Source organism: Verrucosispora sp. TAA-831, from assembly GCF_050780145.1.
Taxonomy (GTDB): domain Bacteria; phylum Actinomycetota; class Actinomycetes; order Mycobacteriales; family Micromonosporaceae; genus Micromonospora.
Genome location: NZ_CP192240.1, coordinates 3,255,285 through 3,274,788 on the forward strand (window position 1 = coordinate 3,255,285; position 19,504 = coordinate 3,274,788).

The 19,504-nt window shown below is 74.7% G+C and carries 17 protein-coding genes; 9 read left to right on the plus strand and 8 right to left on the minus strand.

Going from position 1 to position 19,504, the window contains the following annotated elements:
- Positions 1–439 precede the first annotated feature (439 nt).
- Positions 440–1,024, plus strand: a complete 585-nt coding sequence (locus tag ACQVFL_RS14720) for a hypothetical protein (RefSeq protein ID WP_431729630.1) — start codon at positions 440–442, stop codon at positions 1,022–1,024.
- Positions 1,025–1,256: 232 nt separating this feature from the next.
- Here the strand turns inward: ACQVFL_RS14720 and ACQVFL_RS14725 are convergent, their stop codons facing one another.
- Positions 1,257–2,369, minus strand: coding sequence for a hypothetical protein (locus ACQVFL_RS14725; RefSeq protein WP_431729631.1), 1,113 nt, complete (start codon positions 2,367–2,369; stop codon positions 1,257–1,259).
- 120 nt (positions 2,370–2,489) lie between these two features.
- On the opposite strand from ACQVFL_RS14725, the gene ACQVFL_RS14730 reads away from it, so the two are divergent.
- On the plus strand, positions 2,490–3,734 hold the full coding sequence (locus ACQVFL_RS14730) for a lycopene cyclase family protein (protein ID WP_431729632.1): 1,245 nt from the start codon (positions 2,490–2,492) through the stop codon (positions 3,732–3,734).
- A gap of 65 nt (positions 3,735–3,799) precedes the next feature.
- Positions 3,800–4,276 (plus strand): ribonuclease HI, encoded by a 477-nt coding sequence (gene rnhA, locus ACQVFL_RS14735; RefSeq protein WP_396699547.1) that lies wholly within the window; start codon positions 3,800–3,802, stop codon positions 4,274–4,276.
- On the opposite strand, the gene ACQVFL_RS14740 is transcribed toward rnhA, so the two are convergent.
- On the minus strand, positions 4,273–5,175 hold the full coding sequence (locus ACQVFL_RS14740; protein WP_396699546.1) for a pentapeptide repeat-containing protein: 903 nt from the start codon (positions 5,173–5,175) through the stop codon (positions 4,273–4,275). The genes rnhA and ACQVFL_RS14740 overlap by 4 nt on opposite strands.
- Before the next feature lie 137 nt (positions 5,176–5,312).
- Here ACQVFL_RS14740 and ACQVFL_RS14745 point away from each other — a divergent pair, with 137 nt between their 5' ends.
- On the plus strand, positions 5,313–5,912 hold the full coding sequence (locus ACQVFL_RS14745) for a GNAT family N-acetyltransferase (protein WP_396699565.1): 600 nt from the start codon (positions 5,313–5,315) through the stop codon (positions 5,910–5,912).
- Between the two features lie 9 nt (positions 5,913–5,921).
- On the opposite strand, the gene ACQVFL_RS14750 is transcribed toward ACQVFL_RS14745, so the two are convergent.
- Positions 5,922–7,523 carry an LLM class flavin-dependent oxidoreductase gene (locus tag ACQVFL_RS14750; RefSeq protein WP_396699544.1) on the minus strand — a complete coding sequence of 534 codons (1,602 nt, stop codon included), beginning with the start codon at positions 7,521–7,523 and terminating at the stop codon, positions 5,922–5,924.
- Between the two features lie 107 nt (positions 7,524–7,630).
- Between ACQVFL_RS14750 and ACQVFL_RS14755 the strand changes: the two genes are divergently transcribed.
- Positions 7,631–8,188, plus strand: coding sequence for a MarR family winged helix-turn-helix transcriptional regulator (locus tag ACQVFL_RS14755; RefSeq protein WP_431729633.1), 558 nt, complete (start codon positions 7,631–7,633; stop codon positions 8,186–8,188).
- Between the two features lie 151 nt (positions 8,189–8,339).
- On the opposite strand, the gene ACQVFL_RS14760 is transcribed toward ACQVFL_RS14755, so the two are convergent.
- Genes ACQVFL_RS14760 through ACQVFL_RS14775 form a run of 4 tightly spaced genes read right to left on the minus strand, consistent with a single transcriptional unit; the run spans position 8,340 to position 14,366 of the window.
- Positions 8,340–10,715 carry a hypothetical protein gene (locus ACQVFL_RS14760; RefSeq protein WP_431729634.1) on the minus strand — a complete coding sequence of 792 codons (2,376 nt, stop codon included), beginning with the start codon at positions 10,713–10,715 and terminating at the stop codon, positions 8,340–8,342.
- Positions 10,712–12,469, minus strand: a complete 1,758-nt coding sequence (locus tag ACQVFL_RS14765; RefSeq protein WP_396699536.1) for an ABC transporter permease subunit — start codon at positions 12,467–12,469, stop codon at positions 10,712–10,714. The genes ACQVFL_RS14760 and ACQVFL_RS14765 overlap by 4 nt, the downstream gene beginning before the upstream one ends.
- Positions 12,466–13,746: an extracellular solute-binding protein gene (locus tag ACQVFL_RS14770; protein ID WP_431729635.1), complete on the minus strand. Its 1,281-nt coding sequence runs from the start codon at positions 13,744–13,746 to the stop codon at positions 12,466–12,468. Before ACQVFL_RS14770 ends, ACQVFL_RS14765 begins: the two co-directional genes overlap by 4 nt.
- On the minus strand, positions 13,743–14,366 hold the full coding sequence (locus ACQVFL_RS14775; RefSeq protein ID WP_396699532.1) for an ATP-binding cassette domain-containing protein: 624 nt from the start codon (positions 14,364–14,366) through the stop codon (positions 13,743–13,745). The genes ACQVFL_RS14770 and ACQVFL_RS14775 overlap by 4 nt, the downstream gene beginning before the upstream one ends.
- 105 nt (positions 14,367–14,471) lie before the next feature.
- Here ACQVFL_RS14775 and ACQVFL_RS14780 point away from each other — a divergent pair, with 105 nt between their 5' ends.
- The 3 genes from ACQVFL_RS14780 to ACQVFL_RS14790 all read left to right on the plus strand — a co-directional run bounded on the left by ACQVFL_RS14780 (position 14,472) and on the right by ACQVFL_RS14790 (position 17,584).
- Positions 14,472–15,131 carry a phosphotransferase gene (locus ACQVFL_RS14780; RefSeq protein WP_431729636.1) on the plus strand — a complete coding sequence of 220 codons (660 nt, stop codon included), beginning with the start codon at positions 14,472–14,474 and terminating at the stop codon, positions 15,129–15,131.
- 97 nt (positions 15,132–15,228) lie between these two features.
- Positions 15,229–16,710 (plus strand): flavin-containing monooxygenase, encoded by a 1,482-nt coding sequence (locus ACQVFL_RS14785; protein ID WP_396699528.1) that lies wholly within the window; start codon positions 15,229–15,231, stop codon positions 16,708–16,710.
- The gene (locus ACQVFL_RS14790; protein WP_431729637.1) at positions 16,703–17,584 is read left to right on the plus strand and encodes an SDR family NAD(P)-dependent oxidoreductase; all 882 of its coding nucleotides are present in this window, start codon (positions 16,703–16,705) and stop codon (positions 17,582–17,584) included. Before ACQVFL_RS14785 ends, ACQVFL_RS14790 begins: the two co-directional genes overlap by 8 nt.
- Here ACQVFL_RS14790 and ACQVFL_RS14795 read toward each other — a convergent pair.
- Positions 17,535–18,692 carry a low temperature requirement protein A gene (locus tag ACQVFL_RS14795; RefSeq protein WP_431729638.1) on the minus strand — a complete coding sequence of 386 codons (1,158 nt, stop codon included), beginning with the start codon at positions 18,690–18,692 and terminating at the stop codon, positions 17,535–17,537. The two genes, ACQVFL_RS14790 and ACQVFL_RS14795, sit on opposite strands and share 50 nt — an antisense overlap.
- Before the next feature lie 129 nt (positions 18,693–18,821).
- Here ACQVFL_RS14795 and ACQVFL_RS14800 point away from each other — a divergent pair, with 129 nt between their 5' ends.
- Positions 18,822–19,493 (plus strand): GntR family transcriptional regulator, encoded by a 672-nt coding sequence (locus tag ACQVFL_RS14800; RefSeq protein ID WP_431729639.1) that lies wholly within the window; start codon positions 18,822–18,824, stop codon positions 19,491–19,493.
- The last annotated feature ends 11 nt before the right edge of the window (positions 19,494–19,504 follow it).

The following is a 19,504-nucleotide window of genomic DNA, read 5'->3' on the forward strand; positions in this document are numbered from 1 at the left end:
GTTCGTGATTGAATGTCCGCTTTCGTGTGTGCCGGTGGGTGGCTGCGGGGCGGAATCGGGGTGGGGTCGGTGGCGTTGTAACCCGGTGGCTGACCGAGCAGGACCCCACCCCGTGGCGGGTGGCGGGCGGATGCCGGAATGATCTGGCTCGGTAGGTCGTTGTATCTGGTCCCGGCGCCGTGAGGGCTCGCGGATATCCCCGGGAATGATGCGGCCGGGTCGGTGGTGGTGATGCCGACGCCGCAAGAGCCTCCCCGATCTCCCCCCCTCGGGGAATGGCCTGGCCCGGCAGATGGTTGTGTGTTGACCCGACGCCGCAAGGTTCGCTGATCCCTCGGATTTGGTGCGTCGGTTCCTCTCTTCTTCTTGGCGCCTGACGGCGTTCGCGTCGCCCCCTTTCCCCCTATGGGTGGCGTCTACCCCCGAATGGAGCTGTCTCATGAACTCGAAGCTGTTGCGTAAGAGTGTTCTGGGTGTTGCCGGTCTGGCGTTTGCTGGTGGTGTGTTCGCCGGCCCGATCGCGCAGGCTGACGCCGCCCCCGTCACCACCTCCCTGGTGGCGGTGCAGGCCGACAAGCCCGACACCGGCAAACTGATCCCGCACGGTGTGCAGGGCGCCCAGTCCCGCATCGACCTGTCCGACGAGCAGGTCGCCAACGCCAAGGCGATCATCGCCGCGACGAAGAAGGCCGGCATGGACGAGCGTGCCGCCGTGATCGCGATCGGTACGGCGTTCCAGGAGTCGAAGCTGGAGAACCTCGGCCACCTCGGTGACCGCAACGACCACGACTCGCAGGGCCTGTTCCAGCAGCGCCCGTCCTCGGGTTGGGGCACCGTCGAGCAGATCACCGACCCCGAGTACTCGACCCTCGCCTTCCTGAAGGGCCTCAAGCAGGTCGACGGCTGGCAGGACATGCCGCTGACGGTGGCGGCGCAGACGGTGCAGGTGTCGGCGTTCCCCGACCACTACGCCCAGTGGGAGCAGCAGGCCGCCGACCTGGTCGCCGCACACTGGAACAGCTGACCCACACCAGGCACAGACTTTCCTCGACAAGGGGGGAGCAAGAACGCCGCCGGCCGGCACCCGCAACCTGGGGTGCCGGCCGGCGGCGTCTGCCGTGCCTGCGAGATGCGGCACCGCGCGGGGGTGGGAGGTAAGGAGGGGACCCTTCCTCTACACCAGGCGTTAGCACGGGACCCCTCCTTACACCCAAGCCCGCAGCGAGCGGCCGAACGCCGGTAGCGGAACGACGCACCTATGCCGGGTCGGGGTGGGTGATCCAGCCGGTGACGAGGGCGAGGTTCGCCGGTCGGTGTACGGCGACGAAGCCGAACGGCCGGTCGACGGTCAGGCTGACCAGCCGCTTGCGGACGGTGGTGGGCGGGCGCATCGCACCGGCCCGCATCGCGAACGCCGTCACCACGGCGGCGGAGAAGCCGGTGGCGTTGAACGTGGCGGTGGCGTTCTGGACGGCCTGTGCGACGTACAGCCGCTCGGTGATGCCGGGGAAGTGGTCCCCGGCGGCGTCGGTCGCCGCCGTCAACCCGAACAGGCCGGCGTGCCGCAGCAGGTCGTGGGCGGCGTCGACGGTGAACGCGACGGTGGAGACCGTCAACTCCGGCGTGGCGTCGGCGGCGTCGACGACCCGTTCGGTCACGCCCGGTCCGGCGGTGAGCGGCAGGGCGGGGCCGCCGCCGTCGAGCGCGCCGATCGCGGCGGGCAGCACGTCGGCGGGGCCGCGGCCGGCGGGACCGAGGGCGAGTACGACGTCGACGTCCTCGGCGCCCTCGACCGTCAGCAGGCTCACCGGACCGGTGGCGGTGTCGACGACCCGCAGGGCGTCCAGGTCGCGGCCACGTCGGGTGAGCCCGGCCAGGTCCCGCCCCGCCCAGGGGCCGTCGGTGGGTCGGCACCGCGTGCCGTGGAAGGGCTGTTTCCAGGTGGTGAGCACCGACAGCGCGCTGGCCAGCACCATCGCGGTTCCGCCGGCGGCGCGTACCGGCATCGAGGTGATCCGACCGTCGGTCTGCGTAGCCGCCCAGGCGTCCAGCGTGGCCTGGTCGACGGTCGCGTCCCCGGTCAACTCGCCGCGCAGGGCGGCCGGTACCTCGGTGCGCCACCGCTCGGACAGCGGCAGGCCGCGCCGCGACCAGAAGCCCAGCGCCATCCGGGTGCTCGGGGAGCCGGTGAGGTCCACGCCCGTCGGGTCGCCGACCACGGCCGACAGTTCGGCCCGGGCCGGTCCGTGCGCGTACCGGGTGAGCAGCGCCAGCAGCGGATGCACGCCCGCGCCGGAGAGCACGGTGGCCTCGTCGTCCAGGGTGGCGGTCCAGCGGGCGGTGAGCGCGTTCGCGGCGCGGGTACTCATGACGTCCTCCGGTCACGGCACGCGGCACGCGCGCCGGTCCGGTGACCCTATCGACCCTCGGGTCGGCGGGGTTCGGGACCTGACACCATCACGGCGGGTCCGGTGTGACAGCGTGACCGGATGAGTTCCGCGCCGGTCGACGTCGACCTCGCCCTGGTCGGTGGGGGTGGTGCCGCCTCGCTGGTGCTGGCCGCGTTGGCCCGGCACGGCGTCCGCGACCTGCGGATCGCGGTCGTCGACCCGGTGCACCGGCGGGGCCAGGACCGCACCTGGGCGTTCTGGGACGAGCCCGGCAACGACCTGGACGACCTGCTGACGGCGAGCTGGACGCAGGTCGAGGTGGTCACGCCCGGCACGCACCGCACCCTGGACCTGGCCCCCCTGCGGTACGCGATGCTGCGCTCCGGGCCGATCTACGACCGGGCCGCCGAGGCGGAACGGCGTCTCGGGGTACGCCGGATCGTCGCCGGTGCCGAGGATCTGCGCGACGACGGTGACCGGGTGGTGGTGCGTACCGGCGACGGTCCGCTGCGTGCCGCCTGGGTGCTGGACTCCCGGCCCCGGCCACCGCGGCGTCCCGGCCGGACGAACTGGTTGCAGCACTTCCGTGGCTGGTGGCTGGCGGCGGACCGGCCGGTGTTCGACCCGGAACGGGCCGTGCTGATGGACTTCCGCACCCCGCAACCGGCCCGGGGCGTCTCGTTCGGCTACGTGTTGCCGGTCGACAGCCGGTACGCGCTGGTGGAGTACACCGAGTTCGGCCCGGATCTGCTCACCTCGGCCGGGTACGACGCGGCGCTGGCCGGCTACCGGGATCTGCTCGGCCTCGACCCGGCCCGGCTCACGGTGACCGAGGTGGAGAACGGCGTCATCCCGATGACCGACGGGCCGTTCGTGGCCCGTCCCTCGCCCCGGGTGGTCCGGCTCGGTACGGCCGGCGGCGCCACCCGGCCCTCCACCGGTTTCACCTTCTCCGCCATGTACCGCCAGGCCGAGCAGGTGGCTCGCGCGGTGGCGGCCGGGCGGGATCCGGTGCCGCCGTCCGCGTACCCCCCTCGGCACCGCTGGATGGACGCGGTGGCGTTGCGGGCCCTGGACCGGAACCTGGTCGGTGGTCCGGAGTTCTTCGGTCGGCTGTTCGACCGGAACCCGGCGGCCCGGGTGCTGCGGTTCCTCGACGGTGCCACCACCCGCGCCGAGGATCTGGCGGTGATGAGTTCCACCCGGATGCTGCCGATGGTGACCGCGGGGGTGGGCGACGCGGCCGGTCGGTTCCGCGACCGGATCGCGCCGGGCCACCGTCCCACCTGGACCGTCCCGCCGGCCGTGGTCGGCCCGTCGGAGACGGAGGCCCCGCCGCCCTGACCTCTCGCCGAGTCGGCCGGGGTGCCGCGCCCGGCAGCCGGGGGAGCCTTCGGTAGGTTGGCCCCATGGACGAGGCGGCCGGTCGGGTGGTGCGGATCTGGACCGACGGCGCGTGCAGCGGCAATCCCGGCCCGGGCGGTTGGGGCGTCCTGCTGCGTTACGGCTCTCACGAGCGGGAGCTGTGCGGTGGTGAGGCGACGCCGACCACCAACAACCGGATGGAGCTGATGGCCGCCATCGAGGCCCTGGAGAGCCTGACCCGTCCGGTCACCGTCGAGCTGCACACCGACAGCACGTACGTCCGCAACGGCATCACCAGTTGGCTGGCCTCGTGGAAGCGCAACGGCTGGCGGACCGCGGCGAAGCAGCCGGTCAAGAACGCCGACCTGTGGCAGCGGCTGGAGGCGGCCTGTGCCCGGCACCAGGTCACCTGGCTGTGGGTCAAGGGCCACAACGGGCATCCGGAGAACGAGCGGGCCGACGCGCTGGCCAACCGGGGGATGACCGAGGCGCGGGCGGCCGTCGCCGCGACCCGCCGCTAGCGTCGCCTCGGTCGGCGGCGAGCCGGAGCAGGGGTCAACGGTAGCCCGGACCAGTGCGCCGGTCGGGTCACCCGGTCCGGCAGCCGGGTCCGCCGGTCACCGCGTGCGGCGTCGACCTGCGACTGGTGCAGGAACAGCGCGCCGGTCAGGTCGGCCCCGTCCAGCGCCGCCCCGCGTAGGTCCGCGCCGGTCAGGTCGGCCCGGGCGAGATCGACTCCACGCAGGTCGGCGCCGATCAGCACCGCGCCGCGCAGGTTCGCTCCCCGCAGGTCGCTCCGGCGCAGGTCCCGACCGACCAGCACCGCCCCGCGCCGGTCCGCGCCCGCCGGGCCGCCACGGGCCCGGGCCAGGTCGCCGGTACGCGACAGCAGCCCGTTGACCCGTCCCCGGTACGCCTCGACGTCCAGCGCCAGCAGGTCCTGAGGGCTGCCCCTGGCGATCCGTTCGGTCTCGGCGAGCGCGGCGGCGAGGTCCGCGCGCAGTGCGGCGGGTGGACGTAGGGCCAACGCCTCGGTCAGATACCAGAGCAGCTCGTGCAGGGGGCGCATCACCGCGAAGACGTCGAACATCAGCGCTGCGGTCTCCGGGGCGGCCCGCCAGTCCCGGCCGCCGAAGGTCTCCTGCGCGACGCGCTGACCCGCCCCGTGGCAGTCGAAGACCGTGCAGCCCGGGAAGCCGCGGTCACGCAGCTCGACGTGGATGCCGCAGGCGAAGTCGGTGCGCAGGTGGCGACAGGGCTGCCCGGCGGGTTTGTCGACCGCGAAGTCGGCCGACGCGGCGAACGCCGGAGCCACGCAGCAGAGCCCGAAGCACCGCGCACAGTCGGCCCGCAGCCGATCCTCCGCGCCGCTGCGGCGCGTCTGGCCGTCCGCTCCGGCCGACCCCGTCGACTGTGACACCCGACCTCCCCGCCTCGCCCGACCAGCAGATTGTCCCCATCACCGTCGGGCGGTCCGCGACCGCATGGCATCCCGGGCCCCGGAGACGACGTGCGAGGATGCCGGTCGGCACGACGGGGAAGGGACGACGGATGGAGATCGAGGTACGGCGGCTGGCGGCCGACGAGGTGGTCGAGGCGGCACAGACGCTGGCCGACGCGTTCGACGGGTACCCGTGGACCGCCTGGACGGTGGCGGCGGACCGGCACCGGGAGCGGCTGACCGGACTGTTCGCCCTGACCGTCGAGGCGGTGGGCCTGCCGTACGGCGACGTGTGGGCGGCGGTCGAGCCGACCGGGCGGATCGCCGCGGTCGCGGTGTGGCTGGGACCGGACCGGCCGGTACCGGCCCGGGTCTGGACCGACCTGGCCGCCCGGAACGCGGAGCTGGCCGGTGATCGGCACGAGGTCGCGCTGGTCGCCGAGGTCGCGTGTGCCCCGCTGCGCGCCACGGACCCGGCGTACCTGCTGGCCACCGTCGGGGTCCGGCGCGACCGGTGGGGCGGCGGTTTCGGCTCCCGGGTGCTGCGGCCGGGGCTGGCCGACGCGGCCCGCGCGGGGCTGCCGGTGGTGCTGGAGACCTCGGCGGAGCGCAACGTCGGTTTCTACCGGCGGCTCGGCTTCGAGGTCACCGGCGAGGTGCGGGTGCCCGACGGCGGCCCCAAGGTGTGGGGGATGCGCCGGGCACCCGCAACCTGACGGGACGGGTCAGTGCGCGCCCAGGCGGGCGATCGGTTCGACCAGCTCGCGTTCCTCGTACGCCAGGTGCGACAGCAGCGTGTCGCTGAGCAGGTCGACGGCGGCACGCAGCTCGGCCATGCCGTCCGGGGTGGCCACGAACGCCACGAGTGCCCGGTCGACGCCCTCCAGCACGTCGTGGATGGCGTGGTGCTCCGCCTCCAACCGGTCGATCACCGGCGTGAGGCGCGGGTCGGTGCCGCGTAGGTGCGGGAAGAGCGCACGGTCCTCGATGGTGTGGTGTGTGGTCACCACCCGGCAGTACGACTCGCAGTAGGTGCCCAGCGTCCACTTGTTCTGCCGCATGGTCATCGTGTTGATGTGGGACCGGGCGGTGCCGACGTCGACCAGCCCGGCCGCGACCTGCTCGATCAGGTCCTGGATCTGGGCCAGCTCGCTGCGCAGGCCGTCGTGGACGTCGATCAGGTGCTGGGCGCCGGCCTGCTCGTGTGCGGTGTAGGTACGCGTCGGGTCCGGTGCCGGACCCGTGGGGCGGGCCGCCTCGTCCCACACCCGGACGTCGCTGCGGCGTACGCCGTCGTCGGGTGTCGGCACCACGGCGAAGGCGCTCGACCCGAGCACGGCCCGGGGCCGCTCCGGCCGGGCGGTGGCGACCGGGGTCGTCTCGCTCGGGAACCGGGCTGCCCGGTCGGCCGACGTGGGCGTGCCACCGGCGCGACCGGAGGCGCGCTCGGCGGCGACCAGCTCCCGGGTGGCCGGTGCCACCTCGGCGGCGAAACGCCGCAGGTCGTCCGGGTCGTCGGTGCCGAGGATGAAGGTGCTGACGCCGTCGGTGAGAGCGAGGTCGGCCAGTTCCTCGGCCCACTGCTCGGCCGGGCCGTCCAGCGGCCCGCGCCCGGTGGCCGTGAACCGGCCGTTGACGTTGAGCAGCCGTCGCACGTCACCCGGCGACCGCCCGGCCTTTTCGGCCGCGTCGTCGATGATCGTGTTCCCCTTGGCCAGGTCGCCGGGTTGCAGGTAGGCCAGCGAGGGCAGCCAGCCGTCGGCCCGCCGCCCGGTCAGCGCGAGCATCCGGGGCTTGTACGCGCCGAGCCAGATGCCGACGTCGTGGGCGGGCGCCGGGCCGCGTTTGGCGCCGGCTGCCCGGTGGAACTCGCCGTCGACCCGGACGCCGCCCCGGGCGTCGGCGTCCCAGATCTGGCGGATGATCTCGATCGCCTCCTCCAGGGCCCGCACGCCCTGGCCCGGGGTGAGACGTCGACCGCCCATCGCCTCGATGGCGTCCCAGAACGCTCCGGCGCCCAGTCCGAGCTCGATCCGGCCGCCGCTGAGCAGGTCGAGGCTGGCGACACTGCGAGCGAGTACGGCGGGTGGTCGCAGCGGCAGGTTCGTCACGTTGGCGGCCAGCCGCACCCGCTCGGTCCGCGCGGCGACGTAGCTGAGCAGCGTCCAGGTGTCCAGGAAGGCCGGCTGGTAGGGGTGGTCCTGGAAGGTGACCAGGTCCAGCCCGACCTGCTCGGAGAGCATGGCCAGGCCGACCGGCCCGGCCGGTTCGGCGTTGCCGGGCGTCAGGAACGACCCGAAGGTCAGGGGGTGCCCGTAGTCGCTCATGTCTGTCTTCCTTCCCGTTGCCGGGGCGATCACCCCGCGCCACAGATGTTATTGCGAACAGAACATCTTTGCCCAATAAAATCTGTGATCTGGGTTAATCTGTGAGGATGACCGGTCCGCAGGCCAGTGACCCCCACCCCGATCCGATCACCGACGACCTCGGGTGGACGCTCGGCGTCGTCTTCCGGGCCTACGTCCGCGCGGCCGAGCACGTCGCCGGTGACCTGCCCGGCGGTCCGCGCGGCTATCAGGTGCTGGTGGCGGCCGGCCGGGAGCCCGCCCGCAACCAGGGCGCCGTCGCCGAGGAGTTGGGTATCGACCGCACCGTGCTGACCTACCTGATCGACGACCTGGAGCGCGACGGGCTGGTGGTGCGCCGCCCCGACCCCGCCGACCGGCGCAGCCGCCTGGTCACCCTCACCGACGCCGGCCGCGAGGCGGCCCGCCGACGGCGCGCGGCGCTGGCGGACGTCGAGACGCGACTGCTCCGGGCGCTCACCCCCGCGCAGCGCGGCGAGCTGCGGGACCTGCTCAGGCAGGTGGCCTGCGCGGCGCAGGCCGACGACCCGCTGGTGGACCTGTGCCAGGCGGTCGAGGCGGCAGCCGACGAACCGCCCGTCCGCCGACGCCGTCGCGGGACCACGCCCGGCGGCCGATCCGCATAGCGTCACGTCGTGCGGATCACCAAGGCGCAGCTCAACGAACGCGGTCTGGCCAGCGTGAACGGCTGGTTCAGCGAGACCGTCCCCGGCTACCGGTACCTCGCCCCCGGCGAGACCGCCTGACCGTCGGCGCGCTGCCCGCACGCCCGCCGGCTCAACCCGACGTCGGCCCGGGGGCGCTGGCCAGGCGATCGTCGGCCGCCCGCTGACCGTCCTCGTCGCCGACCGACTCGCAGACCGCCGCCGCGTCGATCCAGCGACGGCGGGCGGTCTCGGGACGCTGCCGCGCGGCCTCCGCGTCGCCCAGGTGCAGCAGCGTCCGGCCCAGCCCCGCGTCGACCCGGCCGCCCTCCCGCAGCCGTAGGCTCTCGGCCAGCCACTCGGCCGCCTGGTCGGCCTGGCCCGGCGCCGTACCGAGCAGCGCCGCCCCCGCGTTGAGCAGCGCCGCCGCCCGGTTCGTCGGATCACCGATCGTCTCGTACTCGCGCAGCGCGGCCCGCCACGCCTGGGCGGCGTCCAGGTATTCGCCCATCGCGGCGTGCACCAGGACGAGATTGGTCAGCGCCGCCGCGTAGCCACGCGAGTCACCGAGCGACCGGAACGTGTTCGCCGCCCGCACCAGCAGGTCGTGGGCGGCCTCCCGGTCACCACGGGCCAGCCGCGCCGCCCCCAGCCCCAGGTCGCTGAGGGCCTGCCCGGCGCGGTCGCCACCGGCCCGGTGCCGACGGGACAGCTCCAGGTGGGCCACCGCCTCGTCCAGCCGCCCCAGGTCGAGCAGGGCCAGCCCGAGGTTCATCCGGGCCTGGGCGGTGCCCCGGCGTCCCTGCCCGGCCACCGCCAGACTCAACTCGGCCATCGCGCCGTACGGGTCGTGACGGCGCCGCAGCACCACGCCCAGTTGGTTGTGCGCCCACCCGGCGATCTCCGGCCGCTGCTGGGCGGTCGGGTTGCTCAGCACCGTCCGGCAGAGGTCCTCCCACTCGTCGCGCCGCTCGGCGTGGGCGAGCCAGCCGCAGGACGCCACCGCCAACCGGAACCACCAGCCCCGGACCCGCCGGGGCAGCGCCCGCACCGCGCCGGCCGGCACCTTGACCACCGCCAGCAGCAGATCCTGGTGCAGGGTGAACCAGTCGTACGGGTCGTCGGCCGGCAGCCGCGGGTCGGTCTCCAACGGACCGGCCGCCGTCAGCCCGGTCACCTGCCGCTCGGCCCGGCGCGCCAGGTGCCGGGTCAGCCGTGCCTGTGCGTTGACCCGGCGACGCACCGGCACCGCCTCCCGCAGGTGCATCCGGGCGTACGGGGCGAGCAGCGGTCGCACCTCGTACCGGTCCCCGGACGCGCCGGTCACGAACGCGCCGTCGGCCAGCTCGTCGAGGAGCGCGGCGACCCGGTCCGGGCGGCGGCGGGCCAGCGCGGCGATGGTCGGCCGGTCCAGCGGCACCGGGCTGAGCGACAACAGCCGCCACAACCGGCGCGCCTCGCCGCCGAGCGCGTGGTACGCGGTGTCCTGCGCGACGACCAGTTCGGTCACCGGCGACACGTCGACCCGTTGGTGCGGGGGCGTGTCGGCGGCCCGGCGCAGCGCGTGCCGCACGTCGGCGTGCCGCCAGCCGTACGTCGTGGTGCGTCGGCCCAGCTCGGTCACCGCGCGCGGCTGGTAGCCGCAGAGCTCCACGATCGTGCGGACGTCGGGGTCGCGGCGCGGGTCGGCCCGCTGCGGGCGGTGCACCCCGCCGGTGGTGCCGGCGACCGCGAACATCTCCACCGCGTCGTCCGGCTCCGGCTCGGCCAACCAGTACGCGGCCACCCCGTTGAGCGCGGCGAGCCGGCCGGTGCCGGCCAGCAGCAGCCGGCAGATCCGGGTGGTCGGCGGCAGCAGCGCACGGACCTGGGCCGGGCTGTCCACGTTGTCCAGCACCAGCAGGACCCTGCGACCGTCGACCTGACCGCGCAGCGCGTCCGCGGCGTCGGCGAGGTCGTCGGCGCGTCCCGAGCGCGGCGGGGCGGTGCCGAGCACCCGGGCCAGCGCGGTGAGCACCTCCCGGGGCGAGCGGGCCCGCCCGCCGCGACGCAGGTCGAGGTAGTATTGCCCGTCCGGGAACTCCGACCGGCACAGGTTCGCCGCCTGGATCGCGCACCACGAGGTGCCGACCGCCCGCCGACCCACCACCGCCACGGCGTGCTTCGGGTCGAGCAGCTCCACCACCGCCTCCGCCTGTCCGCGCCGTCCGGTGAACCCGTCCGAGCGGGGCAGGGTGGGCGCGCCGCTGGTCGCCGAGGTGACGGCGTGGTCGGTCGCCGAGCGCTCCGCCCGCTGACGGCGTCGCCACTCCACCAGGAACGAGGCGGCCACGCCGAGCGCCGCCACGCCCAGGCTGGCCGAGCCGAGGGCGGTGACGGACAGTTCGGAGAGCAGGTTGCCGGTGATGTTGCCGAGCAGCGCGCTGACCCCGGCGCCGAGGACCCCGCCGAGCGCCAGCAGCACGCTGAGCAGGCGGGGTCGCCGGGTGGAACGGGCCGGGCCGGTCACCGTACGCCTCCGGCGACCAGCCCGGCGACGATCTGCCGACGACCCAGCACGAACACCAGCACCGGCAGGATCGAGGCGAGCACCGACCCGGCCGCGAGGGTGCCGCTGCCGGTCACGAAGCCCCGGGTCTGCTCGGCCAGGAACCAGCCGAGCGGAGTGGCGTCCGGCCCGCTGAACAGCAGACCCACCACCAGGTCGTTCCACACCTGGACGAACTCCAGCACGGCCACCGCCAGCACGGCGGTGCGATGGTGCCGGACCAGCCGTCGCAGCGTGTCCCACCGGTGCCGCTCGCCGAGCCGGGCGGCCCGGACCTGGTCGGCGGGCAGGTCGGCGAAGGCGTTGCGCAGCACCAGCACCGCGAACGGGACCCCCAGCGCGATGTGCACCAGCGCCAACCCGCGCGCCGTGCCGGAGGAGAGCGCCACGCCGAGCACCTCGTTGATCGGCCCCGCGACGACCTGCACCGGCACCACCGCCGCGGCCAGCAACGCCAGCCCGACGGCCTGGGCGGGCGGCCCGGTCAACCAGGCCAGCGGGTACGCGGCCAACAGCGCCACGCAGAGCACGACGGCGGTGACGACCAGGGCCAGCACCAGCGTGAAACCCAGACTGCGCCACAGCCCCGCCCCGCCGAGCACCGCCCGGTAGGAGTCCAGGCCCGGCGGCCCGGACCACCAGGCGTCGGTGGCCGCCCGGACCGGACTCTGCAACGAGGTGGCCGCGAGCACCCCGAGCGGCAGCAGCCACGCCACGGCGGCTGCGGCGGCGAGCACCCGGACCAGTCGTCGCGGCGGCGGCGCGGCGGCGGGCACGGCCGGCTGCGGCGGAGGCGGCCACGCCTGCCGGATGAACATCGCCACCACGAGCATGCCGGCGGTCACCGCGACCAGCCAGATCACCCCCAGGGCGGCGCCCTGCCCGGTGGTCGTCGCCCCGGAGGTCTGCCAGATCCGCAGCGCCAGCACCGACGCCTCGTCGCGCACCGAGCCGGGCGTCATCACCAGGATCAGGTCGAAGGTGCGGCTGGTGCCGACCGCGACCAGGGCGAAGACCACCGCCACCGTACGCAGCATCAGCGGTCGCCACTGCGCGTCCCAGAACACGTCGCGGCGCGAGCCGCCGAAGGCGCGGACCGCGTCGACCAGGTCGGCGGGCACGGTGTCGAGCGCGGCCCGGAACACCAGCACGGCCAGCCCGACCCAGGCCCACACGAACGCCGACATCACCGCCACCGTCACCAGGCGCGGCCCGAGCAGGTGCGGCACCTGCTCGGGTGTGCCGGTCAGCCGGGCCAGCAGCAGGGTGACCGGTCCCCGCTGCGGGTCCGGGTCGTAGAGCAGCCGGAACGTGACCCCGGTGACCACCAGCGGCAGGGCGGTCGGCACCACCAGGATGAACCGGACCAGCCAGCCCTCCTGGGAGCGGCGGGAGGCGGCGGCGAGCAGGTACCCCAGGACGGTGACCACGGTCGGCACCAGCAGCGCCCAGAGCACCGTCCGGCCCAGCGCGGCACCGGCGCCCGACGCGGTGAGCGCAGCTCGGTAGTGCTCCGCGCCCACCCACCGGCCGTCGGTGGTGACGCTGGCCTGCACCGTGCGCAGCACCGGCCAGGCCAGCAGTCCACCGAGCAGGAGCCCGGCCGGGGCCAGCAGCGCCCAGGTGGCGCCGGTCGCCGGGTACGCCCGACCGCGTCGGGGCGGCCCGACGTCGTCGAGCAGGGCGAGTTGACCGAGCAGGGGTTCGCGGCTCACTGTCCGCTCCTCGCCGCCCGGGCCGCCTCGGCGAGCTGCCCGGTGGCCCGCCGGACCGCCTCCCGGGCGGCCACGCCGTCGGTCACGTCTGCGAAGAAGTCCTGCATGATGCGCCAGATGCCGACACCGTCGGTGCCGGTGAAGGTGCCCGGCAGCCGGTCCGAGAGGTCGTAGCGCAGCGCCTCGACGGCCCGGAACTCCGCAGCCAGCCGCCGACGCAGCGGGTCGCGGTAACCGTCCACCGGCACCACCAGGTTGGGGGAGAGGTAGCCGCCCGCCTCCAGCCACGGCCGGAACGCCGCCGCGTCGCTGAGCCAGCGCACCAGCTCCACCCCGGAGGTCGAGCCGGCGAAGGCCACCGCCGCGTCGCCGCCGACGACCAACGGCTGGTCGGCCACCCGCGAGCCGGGGAACCGGAAGGTGACCAGCGGCTCGGTGCCGAGCCGGAAGCGGGCGGCGACGCCGTCGACGAAGTCGGCCTCGAACACCATCGCCGCGTGCCGGTGGTGCGCCACCTGGATCACCGACTCCTCAAACTGGGTGAGCAGGGCGCGTCGACCGCCGCCGAGGAACGCGCCGTCGACGCTCCACAGCTCGGCGAGCCGGTCGAGGGCGTCGCGTACCGGCCGGTCCTGCCAGTCGGCCTCGCCCCGGGCCAGCGCCTCGTAGCCACCGGGAGTGGCGATGTCGGCGAGGGAGTTCTCGAACCAGTCGGTGAGCACCCACCCGTCGGCGGCACCGATCGCCAGTGGCGCCGGGCCCTCGTCCGCCCGGTGCCGTGCCCCGAGCCGGCGGGTGGTCTCGACCAGCGCGTCCCAGGTGCGGGGCGGCTCCGCCAGCAGGGACGGGAAGTACCAGAACAGCGACTTGTGCGCCGCCTTGATCCACAGGCCGTACCGTTGCCCGTCGACGGTCAGCAGGTCGGCCATCCCGGCCGGCGCCAGATAGCTGCTGGCCGGGGCGACCCGGTCCAGCCAGCCCCGGCGGGCGTACTCGACGATCAGCCCCGGTCGGGACAGGATCGCCACGTCCGGGCTGGTGCCGGCCAGCATCCGGGCGGCCAGGAACGCGTCGATGTCGTTACCCACCCCGATCACCCGCACCGGGTCGGGGAAGCCGTCGACCACCTCGCGGAACCGGGCCAGCTCGGTGCCGCTCCACACCACCGCCACCTGCACCGGGCGGGGGCCCCGGGCACAGCCGGCGGCACCGGTCACGGTTGCCGCCACGGCGGCCCGCAACAGCGTACGGCGATGCAGCCGCCCGACCCCGTTCACGCCGCCGCCTCGTCGCTGACCCCCACCCGCACCTGGGTGGACACCTCGGCCAGCACCTCCGGGTGCCCCGAGCAGAGCAGCACGGTGACACCGGGGGAGTCCGGCGGGGACAGCCGGTGCAGCAGCGGGGGGAGGCGTACCCCGTCGACCGGGGTGGGCAGGTCGACCACCAGCACCTCGGGCAGGCACGCCATGGCCCGCGCGAGCGCGACCCGGAACCGCTGGGCCGCCGAGATCTGATGTGGCCGCAGCCCCAGGGTCGGGGCGAGTTCGAGCCGGGTGACCAGGGTGGACGCCCAGTCGTCGGCGACGTCGTGGACCCGTTGCCGACGGCGCTGGCCGTAGGAGATGTTGCGGCCGACGGTCAGGTGCGGCAGCAGGGCGCCCCCGGCCGGCACGTACCCGATGCGCCGACGCGGTGGTGGCAGGTCGGTGACGTCCCGCTCGCCGACCAGGATCCGGCCGCTGACCGGCGCGGCCAACCCGACCACCACCCGCGCCACGGCGGTGGCCACGCCGGGCGCGGCGAGCAGCGCCGTCGTCGTCCCGACCGGCACGTCGACGTCGAGCGGCGCGACGTCCGGCACGGCGACGAGCTGCTGCGTGCGTAACGTGACCATCACCTCCGGCGACTACGTCGTCGTTCAGCCTGACACAGGTCGACCACCGACGATGTCCCGAAGGTCCACCGTGGAACCGGGAACCGGCGGGCTACCGTCGCTTCCGTGACGGATCCGACCCCGCTGGCCTCCGGCCGGGAAGCCGACGTGTACGCGCTGGACGGCGAGCGGGTGCTGCGCCGCTACCGGGACGGCGGCGACGTGACCGTCGAGGCCCGGTTCATGGCCCACCTGCACGCGGCCGGATTCCCGGTGCCCCGGGTGCACCACGCCGACGGCACCGACCTGGTGATGCGGCGGCTGTCCGGCCCGACCCTGCTGCACGCGCTGCTCACCGGTGTGATCGACGTCGAGACGGCCGCCGCGCTCCTGGCCGACCTGCACCGCCGCCTGCACGCCGTCGCGCCGTTGCCCGAGGCGGGGGACGGCGAGCGGATCCTGCACCTGGACCTGCACCCGGACAACGTGGTCCTCGACCCGTCCGGGCCGGTGCTGATCGACTGGCGCAACGTCAGGCACGGCCCGCCGGGGCTGGACGTGGCGATGACCGCCCTCATCCTCGCCCAGGTCGTGGTGGACCGGGACCAACCGGTGGCCACCGAGGCGGGGGAGCTGCTGCGCGCCTACCTGCGGGCGATCCGTGGTCACGCCGTACCCCTGGTCGACGCGGCCGTGGCGCGACGCCGCGCCGACCCCACCCAGAGCGCCGACGAACGGGCCCGGCTCGTCCCGGCCGTGGCCCTGCTCACCGCCGCCGGGCGGTAGCCCACCGCGCGGCGGTCGGGCGCGCCGGGGTGGGGTACGCCGCCCGGCGGGGCTGGGTAGGGTCCGGGGCACCAGCAGGCCAGCGGAAGGCGAGCCGATGTCCGACCATGTCGACGTGCTCATCGTGGGTGCCGGGCTCTCCGGTATCGGCGCCGCCTGCCACCTGCGCCGCCGCTGCCCGGACAAGACCTACGCCGTGCTGGAGGCGCGCGACGACCTCGGCGGCACCTGGGACCTGTTCCGCTATCCCGGGGTGCGCTCGGACTCCGACATGTTCACCCTCGGCTACTCCTTCGCGCCGTGGACCGCCCCGACGGCGATCGCCGAGGGCCACACCATCCTCGACTACCTGCGGCGCACCGCCGACGCGTACGACGTGACCCGGCACATCCGTTTCCGGCACCGGGTCGTCCGCGCCGAGTGGGACAGCGAACGGGCCCGCTGGACGGTGCACGTGCACCGTGCCGACACCGCCGACACGGTGGTGCTCACCTGCGACTTCCTGTACGCCTGCACCGGCTACTACCGCTACGACGCCGGACACACCCCGCACCTGCCGGGGCAGGAGCGGTTCACCGGGCGGATCGTGCACCCGCAGCACTGGCCGACCGACCTCGACCACTCGGGTCGTACCGTGGTGGTGATCGGCAGCGGCGCCACCGCCGTCACACTGGTCCCGGCGCTGGCGCGGCGCGCCGCCCACGTGACCATGCTGCAACGGTCCCCGACGTACGTGCTGGCGCTGCCCGCCCGCGACGCGCTCGCCGACACGCTGCGGCGGCGGCTGCCCGCCCGGCTGGCGTACCCGCTGATCCGGTCGAAGAACGTGCTGGCCACCGCTGCGACCTACCGGCTCAGCCGGCGCGCCCCCGGGCTGGTCCGCGCGCTGTTGCGGCGGGCCGTGGCCCGGCGACTGCCGGCCGGGTACGACGTCGACCGCCACTTCACACCCCGCTACGACCCGTGGGACCAGCGGCTCTGCGTGGTGCCCGACGGGGACCTGTTCGAGGCCCTGTCGGCCGGGCGGGCCGATGTGGTGACCGACACCGTCGAGACGTTCACCGCGCACGGCGTCCGGCTCACCGGCGGCGCGGAGCTGCCGGCCGACGTGGTGGTCACCGCCACCGGGCTCGACCTGCTCGCGCTCGGCGGCATGACGCTGCGGGTGGACGGCGTCGACGTGGACCTGCCGGGGACCGTCGCCTACAAGGGCATGATGCTCTCCGGCGTGCCCAACTTCGCCATGACGCTCGGCTACACCAACGCCTCCTGGACGTTGAAGTCCGACCTGGTCGCCGAGTACGTCTGCCGCCTGCTGCGCCACCTGGACCGCACCGGAGCCCGGGTGGTCACCCCGCTCGCCCCACCCGACGGGCGGCGGGCGCCGCTGATCGACCTGACCTCCGGGTACGTCCGCCGTGGCCTGGCGCACCTGCCGTCGCAGGGGCGTCGCCCGCCCTGGCGTCTGCACCAGAACTACCCCCGTGACCTGCTGATGCTGCGCTACGGGCGGGTCACCGACGCCGGGGTCCGCTTCGACGCGGCCGGCACGCCACGAGGGAGCGCCGTCGATGCGTAGGTTCGACTTCACCGACGGCACCGCCGTGGTGACCGGCGCGGCCGGTGGCATCGGGGCGGCCCTGGCCCACGGCCTGGCCCGACGCGGCGCGGCGCTGGTCCTGCTGGACCGCGACGCCGACGGGCTCGACGCGGTGGCCGACGCCGTCCGCGCCGCCGGGCGGCCGGTCGACACGTACGTGGTCGACCTGGCCGACGCGGCGGCCACCGAGGCGGTCGCCGGGCAGCTCCGGGACCGGCATCCGGCGATCCGACTGCTGGTCAACAACGCCGGGGTGGCGCTCGGCGGGCGCTTCGACGAGGTGACCTTCGCCGAGTTCACCTGGGTGATGGAGGTCAACTTCCGGGCCGTCGCCCAACTGACCCACGCTCTGCTGCCCGCGCTGCGGGCCGCGCCCGGGGCGCACCTGGTCACCGTCTCCAGCCTCTTCGGCCTGATCGCCCCGCCCGGGCAGGTCGCCTACGCGGCCAGCAAGTTCGCCGTACGTGGCTTCACCGAGGCGCTGCGCCACGAACTCGCCGCCGACGGCATCGGCGTGACCTGCGTGCACCCCGGCGGCATCCGGACCCGCATCGCCACCGACGCCCGGGTGGGCAGCGGCGTCGACCGGGCCGAGTACGAGGCGGGGCGGCAGCGGTTCGAGCGGCTGCTCACCATCGACCCGCGCACCGCCGCCGAGGCCGTGCTGCGTGGCGTGGCCCGTCGCCGGGGCCGGGTCCTGATCGGCTGGTCGGCCCGGCTGCCGGACCTGATGGCCCGGGTCGCGCCGGTCGGTCACGGCCGTCTGCTGACCGCCCTCGGCACCCGGGGCCGGACCGCCCGCACTAGCGCGGTGTCCGCGCCGACGGCCACCGGGTCACCGCCACCAGGCTGACCAGCAGCAGCGCCACCAGGTACACCGAGGCCGGGACCAGCGGGGTCAGCAGCACCGCCGCCGCGGTCGCCGGGATCGCCACCCGGACCGTCCGCCGCCGGTACGCCAGGATCCGCAGCCCCCAGAGCACCAGCAGGACCACCGCCACCGGCACGGCCAGCGCGTACCCGGCCAGCAGGCCGTCGACCTGGTCGGGGTGGCGTCGGTGGTCGACGGTCACCGTCAGCCCGGCACCCACGGCGGCGAGTCCGGCGAACACGACGTAGTGCCCGTAGCCCCAGGACAGCGCGCGTCGCAGCCGGGTGGGCACGTCCACCGGCCGGTCGAAGTAGAGCCACCAGAGCGCGAAGACGATCGCGGCGCCGGCGGCGGCCACCGGCCACAATCCGTCGTCACCGGCGTCCACCCCGGTCTGCACCGCCACGGTGACGGCCAGCACCACCTCGCCGAGCACGATCAGGGTGAACAGTCCGTACCGTTCGGCGATGTGCCGGGGATGCCACGGAGTCGTCCCGGTGCGTTCGGCCAGCGCCGGGACCAGCAGTTCGGCGAGGATCAGCAGCAGGAACGACGGCAGCCCCAGGGCGGGCGGCACGAGCAGCCGCAGCAGCCAGCCGCCCTGCACCACGGCGACGCCGGTCGCGTACCGCAGGGCGCTGCGTCGGTGGGCCGGGTCGCCCCCGGCGGCCCGCAGCCAGTTCGCGACGGCGGCCAGCCGCAGCACCACGTACCCGACGGTCACGGTCGCGTAGTCGGCCGACGCGAACGCCTCGGGTACCCCGGCGGCCAGGATCAGCGCACCGGCGATCTGCACCAGGACGGTGAGCCGGTAGACGTCGTCGTCGGTGTCGTACGCGGAGGCGAACCAGGTGACGTTCATCCAGGCCCACCAGATGGCGAAGAAGACCAGCAGGTAGGCGAGCACCGCGTGCCCGGCCCGGCCCCCGGTCAGCGCGTCCTGTAGCGCGCCCGCGGCCTGCGTCACCGCGACCACGAAACAGAGGTCGAAGAAGAGTTCCAGATTGGTGGCCGCGCGGTGCGGCTCGTCGCGGCGGCGGGGCCGCATCGGGCGGTACCACGGCCGGACGGAAGGGCTGGCGGTGACCACGGGCGCTCTCCCTCGCGGCGTCCTCAGCCACACCCTAGGTGCGTCGCGCGTCGACCCGGGGTCGGTTGGCGAAGCCCGCGCCAGCACCCCGGTCGCATCGACGCCCGTCGTGGGACGCATCATAGATACATGACGCATCCCTCGGTGGTCGGCCGTACCACCGCGCCGTCCGCCGCCGAACGGGCCTACCACCACCTGAAACGCGCCATCCTGGAGCAGTTGCACCCGGGCGGTGCCCTGGTCAGCGAAGGTGAGATCGCCGAGGCGACCGGCGTCTCCCGGACCCCGGTCCGGGAGGCGCTGCTGCGCCTGGAGACCGAAGGGCTGGTCCGCCTCTATCCCAAGCGGGGCGCGTTGATCCTGCCGGTCTCCGCCCGCGAGATCGCCGACGTGGTGGAGGCCCGCCGACTGGTCGAGGTGCACGCCGCCGAGCGGATCTGGCCCCGACGCGCCGAGATCCGGGACCGACTGGCCGAGTGGCTCACCGAGATGCGCACCGCGCACGCCGCCGGTGACCTGACCGCCCTGATGGCCGCCGACCGGGCGTTCCACGCCACCGTGGTCGACGCCGCCGGCAACGAGATCCTCGCCGAGCTGTACCAACGGCTGCGGGACCGGCAGGTCCGCATGGGCGAGGCGAGCTTCCGGCTCTCACCCCGCTGGGCCGAGGCCGCCCTGACCGAGCACGCCGCACAACTCGCCGCCCTCGACGGCGACGACCCGCGGGCGTGGGCCGACGCGGTGGCCGCCCACATCGACACCTCCGCACGTGTGTTCCTGGGGTCCCCGGTGAGCGTGTGACCACCGCTTCG